Source organism: Kribbella sp. DT2 (assembly GCF_049844575.1).
Classification (GTDB): domain Bacteria; phylum Actinomycetota; class Actinomycetes; order Propionibacteriales; family Kribbellaceae; genus Kribbella.
The window spans coordinates 398,411-412,651 of sequence record NZ_JBNCLH010000004.1 but is presented as its reverse complement, the minus strand read 5'-3'; the positions used below and the strand labels follow the sequence as shown (position 1 = coordinate 412,651).

General features: G+C 70.5%; 10 protein-coding genes. 4 read left to right on the top strand and 6 right to left on the bottom strand.

Features of this window, described 5'->3' with window-relative positions:
- Nucleotides 1-418: 418 nt before the first annotated feature.
- A complete protein-coding gene (locus tag ACLQ2O_RS19960) occupies nt 419-1,573 on the bottom strand; it encodes an FUSC family protein (RefSeq protein ID WP_425833458.1) in 1,155 nt (384 codons plus the stop codon).
- A gap of 69 nt (nt 1,574-1,642) precedes the next feature.
- On the opposite strand from ACLQ2O_RS19960, the gene ACLQ2O_RS19955 reads away from it, so the two are divergent.
- The gene (locus tag ACLQ2O_RS19955) at nt 1,643-2,146 is read left to right on the top strand and encodes a DUF5709 domain-containing protein (RefSeq protein ID WP_425833456.1); all 504 of its coding nucleotides are present in this window, start codon (nt 1,643-1,645) and stop codon (nt 2,144-2,146) included.
- Here the strand turns inward: ACLQ2O_RS19955 and ACLQ2O_RS19950 are convergent, their stop codons facing one another.
- Nucleotides 2,147-3,475 (bottom strand): cytochrome P450, encoded by a 1,329-nt coding sequence (locus ACLQ2O_RS19950; protein WP_425833454.1) that lies wholly within the window; start codon nt 3,473-3,475, stop codon nt 2,147-2,149.
- A gap of 121 nt (nt 3,476-3,596) precedes the next feature.
- Nucleotides 3,597-6,611 carry an alpha-mannosidase gene (locus ACLQ2O_RS19945; RefSeq protein WP_425833452.1) on the bottom strand — a complete coding sequence of 1,005 codons (3,015 nt, stop codon included), beginning with the start codon at nt 6,609-6,611 and terminating at the stop codon, nt 3,597-3,599.
- 147 nt (nt 6,612-6,758) lie between these two features.
- Here ACLQ2O_RS19945 and ACLQ2O_RS19940 point away from each other — a divergent pair, with 147 nt between their 5' ends.
- Complete coding sequence (locus tag ACLQ2O_RS19940) at nt 6,759-7,757, top strand: TAXI family TRAP transporter solute-binding subunit (protein WP_425833450.1); 999 nt, start codon at nt 6,759-6,761, stop codon at nt 7,755-7,757.
- Nucleotides 7,758-7,821: 64 nt separating this feature from the next.
- On the opposite strand, the gene ACLQ2O_RS19935 is transcribed toward ACLQ2O_RS19940, so the two are convergent.
- Complete coding sequence (locus ACLQ2O_RS19935) at nt 7,822-9,192, bottom strand: sensor histidine kinase (RefSeq protein WP_425833448.1); 1,371 nt, start codon at nt 9,190-9,192, stop codon at nt 7,822-7,824.
- A 3-nt stretch (nt 9,193-9,195) separates the two neighbouring features.
- Entirely contained in the window at nt 9,196-9,861 is a 666-nt protein-coding gene (locus ACLQ2O_RS19930) for a response regulator transcription factor (RefSeq protein WP_012918592.1), read from the bottom strand.
- Nucleotides 9,862-9,978: 117 nt separating this feature from the next.
- On the opposite strand from ACLQ2O_RS19930, the gene ACLQ2O_RS19925 reads away from it, so the two are divergent.
- Nucleotides 9,979-12,003 (top strand): TRAP transporter permease, encoded by a 2,025-nt coding sequence (locus ACLQ2O_RS19925; protein WP_425833444.1) that lies wholly within the window; start codon nt 9,979-9,981, stop codon nt 12,001-12,003.
- Nucleotides 12,000-12,977, top strand: coding sequence for a TAXI family TRAP transporter solute-binding subunit (locus tag ACLQ2O_RS19920; protein ID WP_425833442.1), 978 nt, complete (start codon nt 12,000-12,002; stop codon nt 12,975-12,977). The genes ACLQ2O_RS19925 and ACLQ2O_RS19920 overlap by 4 nt, the downstream gene beginning before the upstream one ends.
- A 480-nt stretch (nt 12,978-13,457) precedes the next feature.
- Here the strand turns inward: ACLQ2O_RS19920 and ACLQ2O_RS19915 are convergent, their stop codons facing one another.
- A complete protein-coding gene (locus tag ACLQ2O_RS19915; protein ID WP_425833440.1) occupies nt 13,458-14,123 on the bottom strand; it encodes a hypothetical protein in 666 nt (221 codons plus the stop codon).
- Between the last annotated feature and the right edge of the window lie 118 nt (nt 14,124-14,241).

The following is a 14,241-nucleotide window of genomic DNA, read 5'->3' as shown; positions in this document are numbered from 1 at the left end:
CGGCCCTGAACAGCAGAGAACCACCCGGCCGCTGGCCTGAGCCTCGCGCAAGCGGCGTCAGGACAGGGGCCGGGTGGTTCTGCGTGCACCGCTGTGGCGGTGCACTCGACGGAGCCGGCGGCGCCTCGCATGGGCGCCTCTGCGTTGGTGTGCGACATCCGTGCGGTCTACCTCGGTGGGGAAGACCGTCCGGGCGCGCCGCCTGGGCTCCGTCCGTCCGGTTCGCGCCTAGTGGTGCTCAGCGGCGGCGTCGCTCCGGTCGTCGGGGGTCTCGTTCGGCTCGCCGTCGCGCAGCACGACCTGCTCGGTCGCGATGGCTGCCATCAGTCGGTGGATCGTCATGCCTGTGAGACGCACGGACCACCGGGGTATGACGGAGATTCGGCAGATCTTTTCGATGTGACCTAGCGCACGTGGGTTACTTCTCGTCCAGCCCGTCCGGGCGCAGGGGGACCAGTTCGCGGGCTTCGTCGTACGTCGTACCGGTCAGCTCGAGCAGGTCGACGACCGTGGAGCGGATCTGGCCCAGGACGACGATGCCGGACAACGAGGCGGGGATCGGCATCACCGCCGTCCGGCGGCCGAGCTCGCCCAGCACGCGGTGGGCGGCGACGTCCGCCTGCGGCTCGAACAGGGACTCGGCGATCAGGCGGGTGCCGTCGGCGAGCCGTTCGAGCAGCATCGGGTACTCCGACGGCATCTTCTCGTCACGCCAGACCGAGACGGCGCAGCGGCGGACCAGGACGCGGATGTTGCGGATCGCGCGGTCGAGCGGGACCACCAGGTCGGCGATCTCCTTGACGCGGCCGCGGTGCCGGCGCCGGAACGGCGAGAGGCGGACGACCGCGACGCCCTCGTCGGCGGCGCTGCGCAGGTCGTCGAGCAGCGCCTCGCTGGCCCGGGCCCGGCGGAGCGCGTCGGTGACGGCGTCCTCGTCGCTGTTGCGCAGGCCGTCGGCGGTCTCGATCAGGATCGCGGCCAGCTCGTTCAGTACGCCGGACGCTTGTTGCCTCGGGCGACGAATCGCTGCGGCGGGCGCGATCGTCGCGGCGGCGAGGGCGACCACGCCGCCGAGCGCGGCGTCGAGCCAGCGGCTGAAGCCGGCTCCGGGATTGGGCAGGAGAGTGGTGACGATCGCGGCCTGGACGCCGGCCTGGGTGGTCATCAGGGTGCCGGCGCCGAGCAGGACCGCGACACTCATCGCGAGCGCGATCACGAAGACGATCTGGACCACACCGGTGCCGAAGAACCGGACGAACAGGTCGCCGACGCCGACCCCGACCGCCACCCCGACCATCACCTCCGCGACCCGGCGCAGGCGCTGGCCGAAGCTGAACCCCAGGCAGACCATCGCGGCGACCGGCGCGAAGAACGGTTGCTGGTGGCCCACGACGTACCGGGCCAGCGTCCAGGCGACCCCGGCCGCCAGGGCGCACTGGACGATGAAGAACAGCCGGCTCTGCCAGCGGTCGACCCGGCGGCGGACCGAGGCGCGGGAGCGCTGAGCGGCGTGCGGGGCGATGTCGTCGCGGAGCTCGCGCAGCTGATCCAGCGTCAGTCGGACCGGGTCCATGGGGCCATCATCCAGGACACGACCGCGCTCTGCCTTGATTCACACGGGCCGGACGGTCAGGGTGGGGCCATGACCGAGAACAACCGTGAGGACTACGGCAGCTACAGCGTCGACGACGAGGACCAGTTGCAGCCGGAGGACACGCTGAACGACCGCGGCGTCGACGACCTGCTCGACGAGGGGTACTCGCCGCCCGAGAAGTGGTCGGCCGGCGAGGGGTTCGGGACGACGGCCGACGAGGCGCTGGAGGGTGAGACGCTCGACCAGCGGATCGCGCAGGAGGAGCCCGACGTCGACCCGTACGCCGAGGACGGTGAGAACGTCGGCGGCCCCGAGGTCGGCACCGAGCGCTCGGGTCGCCTGGTCGCGCCCGACGAGGGCGCCCACTCCGACGAGGACGCCGAGCTGACCGCCTCCGACGTCGGCTTCGACGGCGCCGCCGCGAGCGCGGAGGAGGCGGCGGTCCACGTGGTCGACGACGACGAGCCCTTCGAGCTCGACGACGAGGACGCGACCGACCTCGCCGACGTCCAGGACGTAGACCTCGGCGACGTGGGCGACCCGGAGAACTGATCAGCCTCTGGGGGTGACGATCACCTCGCAGCCGCGCGACGGGACCAAGGTCACGTTGCGCGGCTTCGCTGTTTCCGGGGTGGGGTCGACCGGGCGTACGTCGTACCGGGTGAGGACTGCTCGGAGGATCTCGGTGGCTTCCAGGAGTGTGAAGCCGGCGCCGATGCAGCGGCGGGCGCCGCCGCCGAAGGGGAGCCAGGTGCCGGCGGCGGGTGGGTCGTCGGACAGGAAACGGGCGGGGCGGAACTCGTGGGCGGCGGGGTAGTTCTCCGGGTCCTCGTGGACCAGTCCGATGGCGGCCATGATCGTTGTGCCGCGTGGCAGGCGGTAGCCCGCGAGGTCGACGGTCTCGGTGACGCGGCGGCCGACCTGGTAGACCACCGGGTGCAGGCGCAGCGACTCCTTGGTGATCGCCTCCAGCCGCTCGTCGTCGCCACCGTCGGCGGCCTGCTGACCGGCGGCCAGCTCGGCAGGCATCCGGGCCAGTTCGTGGAAGGCCCAGGCCAGCGCCGTCGCGGTCGTCTCGTGCCCGGCCAGCAGCAGCGTGACGAGCTGGTCCCGGAGCTCCACGTCCGACCACTCCCCGGCCGCGAGCAACCGGCTGAGCACGTCGTTGCGCCCGGCACTGTCCGTACGCCGGCGCGCGATCTCGTCGTACAGGATCTCGTCGACGCGCTTCTGCGTCTCCAGGTACGTGCGCCACGGCGGGTACTTCAGCAGTCGCGGGTAGAACGCCCCGAGCATCGTGATCGGCCGGACCGTGACGATCTTCTCGACCAGCGGCCGCAGCTCGGCCAGCCGGGTCGAGTCGGTGACCCCGAACACGACCTGCAGGATCACCTCCAGCGTCAGCTCCCGCATCCGGTCGTGCAGTTTGAACGGCTTCCCCACCGGCCACTTCTCGACGTCCGCCCGCGCCAGCTCGCCGATCATTCCGGCGTACCCGCGCAGCGCGTTGCCGAGGAACGCGGGCATCAGCTGCCGCCGCATCCGGGCGTGGTCCTCGTCGTCGATCAGCAGCAGCGAGTGGTCGCCCATGATCGGCGCGAGCACCTCGTTGCCCTCGCCCGCGTGCATCACGGTCGGCGGCGTGGTGAACACGTCCCGGATGTCCTCAGGCCGACTCAGTACGACGCACACGCGCCTCGACGGCACGATGCGGATCGTGAAGACGTCGCCGTACCGGGCCCGCATCCGCGGAAAGAACGTCTTGCGATGCGCGGCGAACAGCACCGTCTGGACGAGCGTCGGCAGCCTCGGGCCGGGCGGCAGCGTCCGGGCGGTCTGCCGGTCGAGCGTGCGGGCACCGAGCAACGGTGTCGGCGTCATGCCACCTCCCGGGTGAGGGCTGAGGCCTTCAACGCTACGACGGCGCGGTGAACTACTGGCGTCGTACGCCGAAAGGGCCCCGGACAGGTGGTTGCGTCCGGGGCCCTTTCGGTCAGCTACGTCAGCTGCGCGTGAACCGCAGCGTCAGGATCTGGAACGGACGCAGCGCGATCGCCACGCCGCCGTCGGCCGGCTCACGGTCGGCCAGCGGCCGCTCGAGCAGGTCGACCTCGGTCACCGAACCGGCCGCGAAGCCCGGCGTCACGGTCGCCCGCGACTTGCCGCCGCTCGACTCGTACAGCCGGACGACGACGTCGCCGGACCGGTCGTCGGCCAGCTTGACGGCCTCGACGATCACGTTGCCGTTGCTCACCTCGACCAGCGGCGCGACACCCTCGGCACCGGTGACGACGCGCTCCGGCAGGTTGATCCGGTAGCCCTCCTCGATCGCCTCGGGGATCCCGGCGCCGACCACCAGCGCGTGGTTGACCACGTGCAGGCCCTGGTCGGTCTTCGGGTCGGGGAAGCGCGGCGCCCGGATCAGCGACGTACGGATGGTGGTCGTGGTGCCACCGTCCTCCCGCGAGGTCCGGTTGACGTCGTGCCCGTACGTCGAGTCGTTGACCACGGCAACGCCGTAGCCGGGCTCACCGACGTGCACCCAGCGGTGCGCCGCGATCTCGAACTTCGCCGCGTCCCACGAGGTGTTGGTGTGGGTCGGCCGGAAGATGTGCCCGAACTGGGTCTCCGAGGCCGACCGGTCGGCGTGCACGTCGACCGGGTACGCCGCCTTGAGGAACTTCTCCGACTCGTGCCAGTCCATCGCGGTCTCGATGTCGACCCGCCTGGTGCCCGGCCGCAACCGCAGCGTCTGGGTGACGGTCGAGCGGTTGAAGGACCGCTTGACGACCACGGTCGCGACGCCGTCGGCGGTGCTGAAGTCGACGCTGTCGACCTCGGTGACGTCGCGGACGTTGTTCTTGTAGAACGAGTCGACGTCCCAGGCGTCCCAGTGGTTCGGGGTGTCGACGTGCAGCTGCAGCAGGTTCGCCGCGGTGCCGGGGGCAACGACCTCGCGGTCGGCGGCCACGTCGTACAGGGAGGTGATCAGGCCGCGCTCGTCGACGGTGACCCGGATCAGGCCGTTGTCGAGCACGTTGCCGTCGACCGTCGCCGCCTGGCCCTCGCCGGCCGCGATGCCCGCGCCGAGCCCGGCCACGCCACCACGGGTGTGCGGTGCCGCGTTGAAGACGATCTGCGCGTCACCGGCGCCGGCCAGCGCCTGCTGGGCCTTGCCGATGATCGCCTCGAGCTCCTCGGCCAGCCGCGCGTACGTCGCCTCGGCCTCGCGGTGCACCCACGAGATCGAGGAGCCGGGCAGGATGTCGTGGAACTGGTTCAGCAGCACGGCCTTCCAGATCCGGTCCAGGTCCTCGTACGGGTAGGCGTCGAGCTTGCCCGCGACCACCGCGGCGGCCGACCACAGCTCGGCCTCGCGGAGCAGGTGCTCGCTGCGCCGGTTGCCCTGCTTGGTCTTGGCCTGCGAGGTGTACGTCGCCCGGTGGATCTCCAGGTAGAGCTCGCCGGACCAGACCGGCGCGTGCTCGCCGTACTCCTCCTCGGCGGCGCTGAAGAACTCGGTCGGCGACTCGATCGTCACCCGCGGCGAGGACTCCAGGTTGGCCACCCGGCGGGCGGTCGCGACGAACTCACGGGTGGGGCCGCCACCGCCGTCGCCGTACCCGAACGGCACCAGCGAGCGGGTCGCGGCGCCGTTCTCCTGGAAGTTGCGCTGGGCGTGCGCGAGCTCGCGGCCGGACAGGTCGGAGTTGTAGGTGTCGATCGGCGGGAAGTGGGTGAAGATCCGCGTCCCGTCCAGACCCTCCCAGTTGAAGGTGTGGTGCGGGAAGCGGTTCTCCTTGTTCCAGGAGATCTTCTGGGTCAGGAACCACTTCGAGCCGGACAGCTTGACCAGCTGCGGCAGCGCGGCGGTGTAGCCGAACGAGTCCGGCAGCCAGACCTCCTGGGTGTCGATCCCGTACTCGTCCAGGAAGAACCGCTTGCCGTGCACGAACTGCCGGGCCAGCGCCTCGCCACCGGGCAGGTTGGTGTCGGACTCGACCCACATGCCACCGACCGGGACGATGGTGCCGTCGGCAACGGCCTTCTTCAGCCGCTCCCAGACCTCGGGGTAGTTGTCCTTGACCCAGGCGTGCTGCTGGGCCTGCGAGAAGGCGAAGACCAGCTCCGGGTACTCCTCCGCCAGCGTGGCGACGTTGGAGACGGTCCGGGCGACCTTGCGGCGGGTCTCGCGTAGCGGCCAGAGCCAGGCCGAGTCGATGTGCGCGTGGCCGACCGCGGAGAGCTGGTGCGCGCTCGCGTGCGCCGGACGGCTCAGTACGTCGGTGAGCTGCGCACGGGCGTCGGAGGCGGTGCCGGCGACGTCCTCGTAGTCCAGGGCGTCCAGGGCCCGGCTGAGCGCGCGCAGGATCTCCCGGCGGCGCGGCTCCTGCGGGGACAGCTCCTTCTGCAGGCCGTCCAGCGCCTCCAGGTCCAGGATCAGGTCCCACACCTCGGCGTTGAACACGGCCAGGTCGGCGCGGGTCAGCTGGTAGATCGGGGTCTCGCCGCGCTTGGCGCCGATGTCGACCTTCGCGTCGGCGTTGTCGAGCGGGATCTCCGGGTTCGCGGCGCCCTCGACGTAGAACTCGATCCGGTCGCCGGGCGAGGCCGCCGTACCGTCCGGGCCGAGGATCGACAGCGGCGCGTAGGTCTGCCGCGGGTGCAGACCCTTCAGCGGTACGCCGGACGTGGTGTGGACCAGGCCCTCGGCCGAGAAGCCCGGGCCGCCGCTGAAGCCGAGGTCGATCACGGCCTCCACCTCGGAACCGGCCCACTCGGCCGGGACGTCGCCGCTGAACTTGAACCACGCGGTGCCCCAGGCGGGGCCCCAGGGCAGGCCGATCTCGGCCGGCTCGAAGGTCTGGGCCAGCGCCTCGGCGGGGGAGACGGGCTCACCAGGCGCGTGCCAGACCTCGATGGCCAGCGGGACGGAGGCGCCGTAGACCGCGGGGCGGATCCGCTCCCGCAGGGCGCGCTTGAGCCGCTCCTCGATCAGTTGTCGGTCGTCGTGCACGAAATCATCCTCCGCTGACAGGGGTTCCGCGGCCGTCCAGGCCGACTGTGTTGACAACGCTGTCACATCTAGGCCACGCCCGTCCAGACGCAAGCCCTCACCGACCGCGATGGCGTCGGTACCCCAGGCCCGACTAAGTTGTCCCTCATGGATCGTCCCCGCCTGCTGACCCGCCGCCACACGCTGGGCCTGGGGGCCGCGGCCGCCGGGTCCCTGCTCCTCCCGGGCTGTTCGCGTGGCCGCTCCGACGAGCCGGCCCCCGCCGGCCCCGCCAAGTTCGCCACCGGCAACGAGGGCGGTGTGTACGCCGTGTACGGCGCCGGCCTGGCGAAGCTGGTCACCGAGCAGACCGGCGTACAGATGACGCCGGTGATGACCGAGGGCTCGGTCGAGAACCTGCGGATGCTCGCCGCCGGGAGGGCTGACATCGGCTTCAGCCTGTCCGACTCGGCGCTGGACGCCTGGGAGGGGACGCCGGGAACGGCGTTCAAGTCCGGGGCGCTGAAGAGGTTCGAGGCGCTGGCCCGGACCTACGACAACTACGTGCACGTGGTGGTGCCGACCTCGTCGCAGATCGAGACGCTGGCCGACCTCGACGGCAAGATCGTCAGCGTCGGGCCGGTCAACTCCGGCACCCGGGTGGTCGCGAACCGGATTTTGCAGACCGCCGGGATCAGGGTGATCCCGAAGACGCTCGGTCTGGAGGAGGCCGTGAAGGGCCTGGTCGACCGGGTCACCAACAGCCAGAAGGGCATCGACGCGCTGATCTGGAGCGGTGGCCTGCCGACCAAGCCGATCCTGGACCTGCAGAAGACCATCGGGTTCAAGCTGGTCGACATCGGGACCACCGCGGAGGAGATCGCCAGCAAGCGCTTCGGCGGCTACGTGCTGTCGTCGATCCCGCCGTCGGTGTACCAGCTGTCGACCTCGGTGCCGACGCTCGCCGTACCGAACTACCTGCTGGCCCGCAAGAACCTGTCCGACGCCTGGGCCTGGTGGACGCTGAGCACGATGTTCCGCCGGCAGGCCGACCTGATGGCGATCCACCCCGAGGCGGGCTCGCTGGACGCCCGGTCCGCGATCGCCACGATGCCGATCCCGCTGCACCCGGCCGCCGAGCGCTGGTACAAGGAAAACCACGTCTGACCCGTACGACGAAAAAAGGTGGTGGAGGCAACGGCCTCCACCACCCTTTGCGTGTCCGCGGGTCTCAGTCCTCGTAGTCCTCGAGCAACGGGACCCTGACCTCGATCACCAGACCGCCACCGATCGGCGGGCGGGCGACCACCCGGCCGCCGACGCGGGCGGCCTCCGAGCGGACGATCGCCAGACCGAGCCCGGTGCCGGGCATCTCCCGGTGGTGGGCGCTGCGCCAGAACCGCTCGCCGACCTTCTTCAGGTCGCGCGAGCCGAGCCCGAGCCCGTGGTCGCGGACCGACATCACGACCTCGGTGCCGTCCCGCGTGACCGAGACCTCGACCGGCGGTGCGCCGTACTTGCTGGCGTTGTCGAGCAGTACGTCGAGGATGTCGTCCACCTCGAGCTCGGCCGCGACACCGCCCGGGACCATCTCGCCGATGATCAGCTCCAGGTCGTCGGCGGCGTACACGGCCTTCCAGCCGACCAGACGCTCCTTGACGGCCTGCGCGAGGTCCAGCGGGGCCTCGCTGCCCTCGACGTCCCCAGGGCGGTCAGAGCCCGCCAGGCGGGACAGCCGCTGGACGATGCGGCCCAGCCGGTCGATGTCGCTGAGCGCGAACCGCGCCGTCGGCGACAGCCGGGACAGACCCTCGATGTGGATCCGGGCCGAGGTCAACGGCGTCCGGAGCTGGTGCGACGCGTCGGCGACGAACTCGCGCTCACGCTGCCGCGCCTGGTGCAGGCTGAGCGCCATCGAGTTGAAGCTGTCGCCGAGGCGGCGCAGCTCCGGGGCGCGGCCGTCGGTCGACACCCGGGTGTCGAGCGCGCCGCGGGTGACCTGGTGGGTGGCGTTGTCGAGGTCGTTCAGCGGCCGGAGCACCCAGCGGGTGACCGGGCGAACGATGCCGATGACAACAGCTCCGACCGCGATCAGCAGGCCGCCGAGCAGCAGGAGCAGGCCGTTCTGGACGTCCTGGCGACCGCTCTCGGTCGGGACACGGAGCACCGAGGCACCGAGCACCCGGCCGTTGTTGACCACCGGGCGGGATACGACCATCTCGCCGGACTGCCACGGCCACAGCGACGAGGGCTCCGCCGGCAGCCGGCCGGCCAGCGTGCTGTCCAGGACAAGCTTGATGTCCGGCTCCTTCACGTCGACCCCGGACCGCGAGGTGGCGACCACCCGGCGGTCGACGTCGACGACGAACACCGGCGTGTTGTAGAGCTCGTGGTAGCGCACGGCCAGCTCGCGCAGCGTGGCGATGTCACCCGACTGCAGCGGCGACTCGGCCATCGTGGCGAACCAGTCGGCGTCGTTGCTGCGGGACAGGAACAGGTTGCGCGTGGTGGTGGTGGCGATGAAGTTGGCCAGCGGGACGGCGGCGACGATCGCCAGGATCGCGACCAGGGGGACGAGGGACTGCAGCAGGCGACGGCGCAACGGTCAGTCCGAACCGAGGCGGTAGCCGACACCGCGGATGGTCTGCACCAGCTCCGGACGCCCGAGCTTGGCCCGCAGGCTGGCGACGTGGACGTCCATGGTCCGCGACGACGCTTCGAAGACGGACTGCCAGGCGTACAGCGCGACCTGCTCGCGCGGCACCACCCGGCCGTGGTGCGCGGCCAGCACAGCTAGCACGTCGAACTCCTTGCGGGTCAGGCTGATGGGCTTGTCGGCGACCTGGACGGTGCGGGCCTCGATGTCCACGGTCAGGTCGCCCACGGTCACCCGGGGGCGAGGTTGGAGCAGTCCGGTCCGCCGCAGCACCGCGTCGATGCGGGCCAGCAGCTCCGAGATCGCGAACGGCTTCACCACGTAGTCGTCGGCGCCGCTGCGCAGGCCACGGACCCGGTCGGCGGCCTCGCCGCGGGCGGTCACCGCGATCACCGGTACGTCGGACACCGTACGGATCTGGCGGCACACGTTGATGCCGTCGCCGTCGGGCAGCCCGAGGTCGAGCAGCACGAGGTCGCCCGGGTCCGCGGCCAGTGCGTCGGCCGCCGTCCGGACGTGCGTCACCATCAGCCCGTACCGGCGCAACGCAGGTATCAGAGCATTGGCGATATCGAGATCGTCTTCGACCAACAAAATCCTGACGGCGCCGCTCATGCCGTGATCGTAGGGCAGGAGACGCTCACATGTGTCAGATCTTGGTAAAGACGTAATCACGTGACTCCACGCCGTGGTCGGCGACACTAGTCTCCGACCACGGGAGGGAACCGGACAATGACTGTGGGTGTTGGTACGGGGGGCGGCACCGCTGCGCTCTCCGACGCAGAACTGGCCGAGTACGAGCAGGAGAAGCCCGCTCGGCGGCTGCGGCCTGCCCTGGACCTGGTGATCTCGGTCTGGTGCGCCGTCGTCAGCGTGGGTGTGCTGCTCCAGGTGTTCTTCCCGTTGTCGGCCGGCACGCAGTACTACTTAGTGATCTTTCTCGCAGCGGTCCTCCCGATCACTTTGTTGTGCTATCGGGGCTGGAAGGTCCCGGCGTTCCTGAACCCGTTCAAGGGCCGGACGCACGACGACCCGGGCGTCCTGGACTGGGCGCTGGCCGTGATCGCGCTGGTGGTCTGTCTCTACCCGCTGCTCGACTTCGACGGCTTCCTCGAGCGTCGTCAGGCGCCGACGGGCACGGATGTGCTGGTCGGCGCGCTGCTGCTGGTCCTGCTGCTCGAAGCCTGCCGCCGTACGACGGGCTGGGTGCTGCCGGCCTTCAGCCTGCTGTTCATCGCCTACGCGTACTACGGCGGCTACCTGCCCTACACGTGGTCGCTGGCGCACCAGGGCTTCAACTTCGACGCGATCATCGCGCAGTTCACGATGGGCACGGCCGGCTTCTACGGCACCCCGCTCGGCGTCGCCGCCAGCTACATCGTGCTGTTCACCATCTACGGCGCCGTGCTCGACTACTCCGGCGCCGGCAAGTTCTTCATCGACCTGTCCTTCGCCGCGTTCAAGCGCAGCAAGACCGCACCCGGCCGGACCGTGACGCTGGCCGGCTTCCTGCTCGGCAGCGTCTCCGGCTCCGGTACGGCGACCGCCGTCTCGCTCGGGACGGTCTCCTGGCCGATCCTGCGCCGCGCGGGCTACCCGCCCGAACCGGCAGGTGGAATGCTCGCCGCCGCCGGCATCGGTGCGATCCTGTCCCCGCCGACGCTCGGCGCCGCCGCGTTCATCATCGCCGAGTTCCTCCAGGTCTCGTACCTGACCGTGCTCGGCTACGCGGTGATCCCGACGATCCTGTACTACCTCGGCATCCTGCTCGCGATCGAGATCGACGCCCGCCGGCACGGCACCACCTCGGGCGAGACCTCGACGCTGTCCGCGCGCAAGCTGCTGCTGCGGTTCAGCTACCACTTCCTCTCGCTGTTCGTGATCATCGCCTTCATGGCGGTCGACGTCCCGCCGTTCAAGGCCGTCGTGTACGCCGTGCTGCTGCAGATCGTGCTGTCCTTCCTCGACCGCGAGCACCGGCTCACCGCCGGGCCGCTGTTCAAAGCGCTTGCCCAGGGCACCCGTTCGGTGCTGCCCGTGGCGGCCACCTGCGCGACCGCCGGCGTGATCGTCGCGGTCACCACCCAGACCGGTCTCGGGCTCAACCTGGCCGAGATCATCGTCGAGGCCGGGCGCGGCGTCACCGACAACCCGACCGTCGTCCTGATCCTGACCGTCGCGCTGTCGGCGATCGCCGTCCTGATCCTCGGCCTGGCCGTCCCGGTCACGGCGTCGTTCATCATCGCCGCGGTGATCATCGCGCCGGCCCTGGTGCAGCTCGGCGTCACGCCGGCCGAGGCCTACATGTTCATCTTCTACTACGCCGTCCTGTCCGAGGTGTCGCCGCCGACCGCGCTGGCCGCCGTGGCCACCTCCGCGATCACCGGCGGCCGGACGATGGCCACGATGTGGCAGTCCTGGAAGTACACGCTGCCGGCCTTCCTGGTGCCGTTCGCCTTCGTCCTGACCGAGAACGGTGCGCACCTGCTCGGTCAGGGATCGTTCGTCGGCATGCTGTGGACGCTCGCGGTGTCGATGCTGGCGGTCGCGGCGCTGGCCGTGGTCACCGGCGGCTGGATCCTGGTCGCCACCAGCTGGGTCGAGCGGGCGCTGTGCGTCCCGGCCGCGCTGCTGCTGCTGTACCTGGCGCCCGTAACCATCGCTGCCGGAATCGGTTTGCTACTTGTTGCCGTCGTCATCAACCTGGTCCGGCGGCAACGCCAGGCCGGACAACCGGAAGGATCCGTCACCTCATGAGAACCCGACGCCTCCCCGCCGCCGTACTCGCGCTCGTTGCCGCCGTGTCGTTGGTGGCCTGTGGTGGGCAGCGTGAGCCCGAGGCCGGTGCCGGAACCGACGGCGGCCGGCTGACGATTGCCACCGGCAACACCACCGGCGTGTACTACCAGCTCGGCGGGGCGCTCGCCTCGGTCATCTCCGACAAGGTCGAGGGGTACCGGGCCACCGCCAGCGAGACCGGCGCGTCGGTGCAGAACGTGCAGGGCCTGGTCGCCGGCAACTACGACATCGCCTTCTCGCTCGGCGACACCGCCGCCGACGCGGTCAAGGGCGAGAACAGCTTCAACGCGCCGCAGGACGTGGTCGCGCTGACCCGGCTCTACCCGAACTACACGCAGGTCGCGGTCCGGGCGTCGGCCGGGATCACCAAGTTCGCCGACCTGAAGGGCAAGCGGGTCTCGACCGGCTCGCCGAACTCGGGCACCGAGGTGATCGCCCGGCGGCTGCTCGAGGCGGCCGGACTGGACCCGGCGAAGGATGTCACCGCGCAGCGGCTCGGCCTGCCCGAGTCGGTGGACGCGATGAAGAGCGGCTCGATCGACGCGCTGGTCTGGTCCGGCGGCATCCCCACCGGTGGCATCACCGACCTGACCACGAGCCTCGGCAAGGGCGTCAAGCTGATCCCGATCACGGACCTGCTGCCCGCGCTGAACACCAAGTACGGCACCGTTTACGCCGAGGGCTCGATCCCGGCAGCGGCGTACAAGCAGCCGGGCGACGTGAAGACGATCATCGTTCCGAACGTGCTGCTGGTCCGCAAGGACATGCCGGACGATCTGGCCGAGAAGCTCACCAAGGTGATCTTCGACAACAAGGACGCCCTGGTCCAGGTGAACGCGGCAGCCAAGGACATCACTCTGGACACCGCAGCCCAGACCGACCCCGTCCCGCTCCACCCCGGCTCGAAGAAGGCGCTCGACGCGCTCAAATAACTCCACAACTCGCTCACCCCCGCACACCAGGCGCAGCGGGGGAGGGCGCCGGTCCCACCCCCTGTCCGTAGGCGCGGCGGGGGCGGGAACCACCCCCTCCTCCACCTCCAGGCGCTGTGGAGGAGGGACCGCCCCCGCCACATCCAGGCGCAGTGGCAGGGGCACCGGCCGGACCGATCCAAGGGAGGCATCCCACGGGTCGGTCCGGCCACCTGCTTGCGGGAGTGCGCGGCCCGAGCTCGTTCCCCGGCCTCCAGGCCTTCGAGATGTGCCCGACCCGCGCCTGTCCGCCATCCACCCGGCCCCGCTCTCGGCGCCTCGCCCCGGCCACCAGCCCCGGCGTACACCGACGCTCTCCTCCGCAGGCACTCGGGACCTCGGACACCCAACGGGGACCTCGGACAAGCTGTGACCTGTCCGAGGTCCCCGTTTACTGCGCGAGGTCCCTACCGCCGTCGGCTCCAGGCCGATTCGGTGGGGCTAGGTGATGGCCTGGTCCCGGTCGAGCGACTCCGGGATCTTGGCGCCACGCAGATAGTGCGACAGCGCCGAGTCCCGCTTGGGATGCGCGTGGTAGTTCGTCGGTACGACGCGCCCCTCGGCGCTGTCCCACGCCGTGTCCGCGACGCGCCACATCCGGTGCGCCATCCGCCCGGCCATCCCGGTGTGCGGCGAGAACGGGTGCGCCCGCGTCGGCGCGACCTCTTCCGCACTCAGCAGCTTCTCGGTCAGGGCGCTGACAGCCTCACCATCCATCGACTCACTGAGCTGCCGGCTGTAGTCCGCTTCCAGCTGCTCGTGCTCGTCGAACTGACGGTCGATCACCTGCCACACGTCGTCCGGCCGCAGGTGCAGCACCCGGCTGTCGCCGTACTGCCGCGCCTTCAGGAACCGCAGCGACCGCTCCAGCTGCTTGGCGTTCCCGACGTACGCGGCCACCAGGTACCGCCCGTCCGGCAACCGCCGCACCCTCGGCAGCAACACGTCCTCAGCCGCCGCCAGATGCTGCGCCGCGATCGCGTAGAACCAGTCCGTCTCGTGCCGCCGATGCGGAAGCCCCGCATCCACCTCGTGCGCCGGCCCCGCCAGCTCACGAATCTTCCCGTGCTCGTAACTCAGCGCCACTTCAAGCGTCGAAGCGGTCATCAGAACCACCTCCTGGGGTTGTCCCCAGACTGCGCCCCCTCCCCACCACACGCAACCGCACCACCACACCCCGTGAGCACACCGTAAGCCAGCCCCGCACCACCCACACCGCCCCGCA

What these genes read in the sequence shown, in the direction of transcription:
- ACLQ2O_RS19960 (WP_425833458.1), bottom strand. Translation starts at nt 1,573, where the DNA reads ATGGACCCGGTCCGACTGACGCTGGATCAGCTGCGCGAGCTCCGCGAC.
- ACLQ2O_RS19955 (WP_425833456.1), top strand. Translation starts at nt 1,643, where the DNA reads ATGACCGAGAACAACCGTGAGGACTACGGCAGCTACAGCGTCGACGAC.
- ACLQ2O_RS19950 (WP_425833454.1), bottom strand. Translation starts at nt 3,475, where the DNA reads ATGACGCCGACACCGTTGCTCGGTGCCCGCACGCTCGACCGGCAGACC.
- ACLQ2O_RS19940 (WP_425833450.1), top strand. Translation starts at nt 6,759, where the DNA reads ATGGATCGTCCCCGCCTGCTGACCCGCCGCCACACGCTGGGCCTGGGG.
- ACLQ2O_RS19930 (WP_012918592.1), bottom strand. Translation starts at nt 9,861, where the DNA reads ATGAGCGGCGCCGTCAGGATTTTGTTGGTCGAAGACGATCTCGATATC.
- ACLQ2O_RS19925 (WP_425833444.1), top strand. Translation starts at nt 9,979, where the DNA reads ATGACTGTGGGTGTTGGTACGGGGGGCGGCACCGCTGCGCTCTCCGAC.
- ACLQ2O_RS19920 (WP_425833442.1), top strand. Translation starts at nt 12,000, where the DNA reads ATGAGAACCCGACGCCTCCCCGCCGCCGTACTCGCGCTCGTTGCCGCC.
- ACLQ2O_RS19915 (WP_425833440.1), bottom strand. Translation starts at nt 14,123, where the DNA reads ATGACCGCTTCGACGCTTGAAGTGGCGCTGAGTTACGAGCACGGGAAG.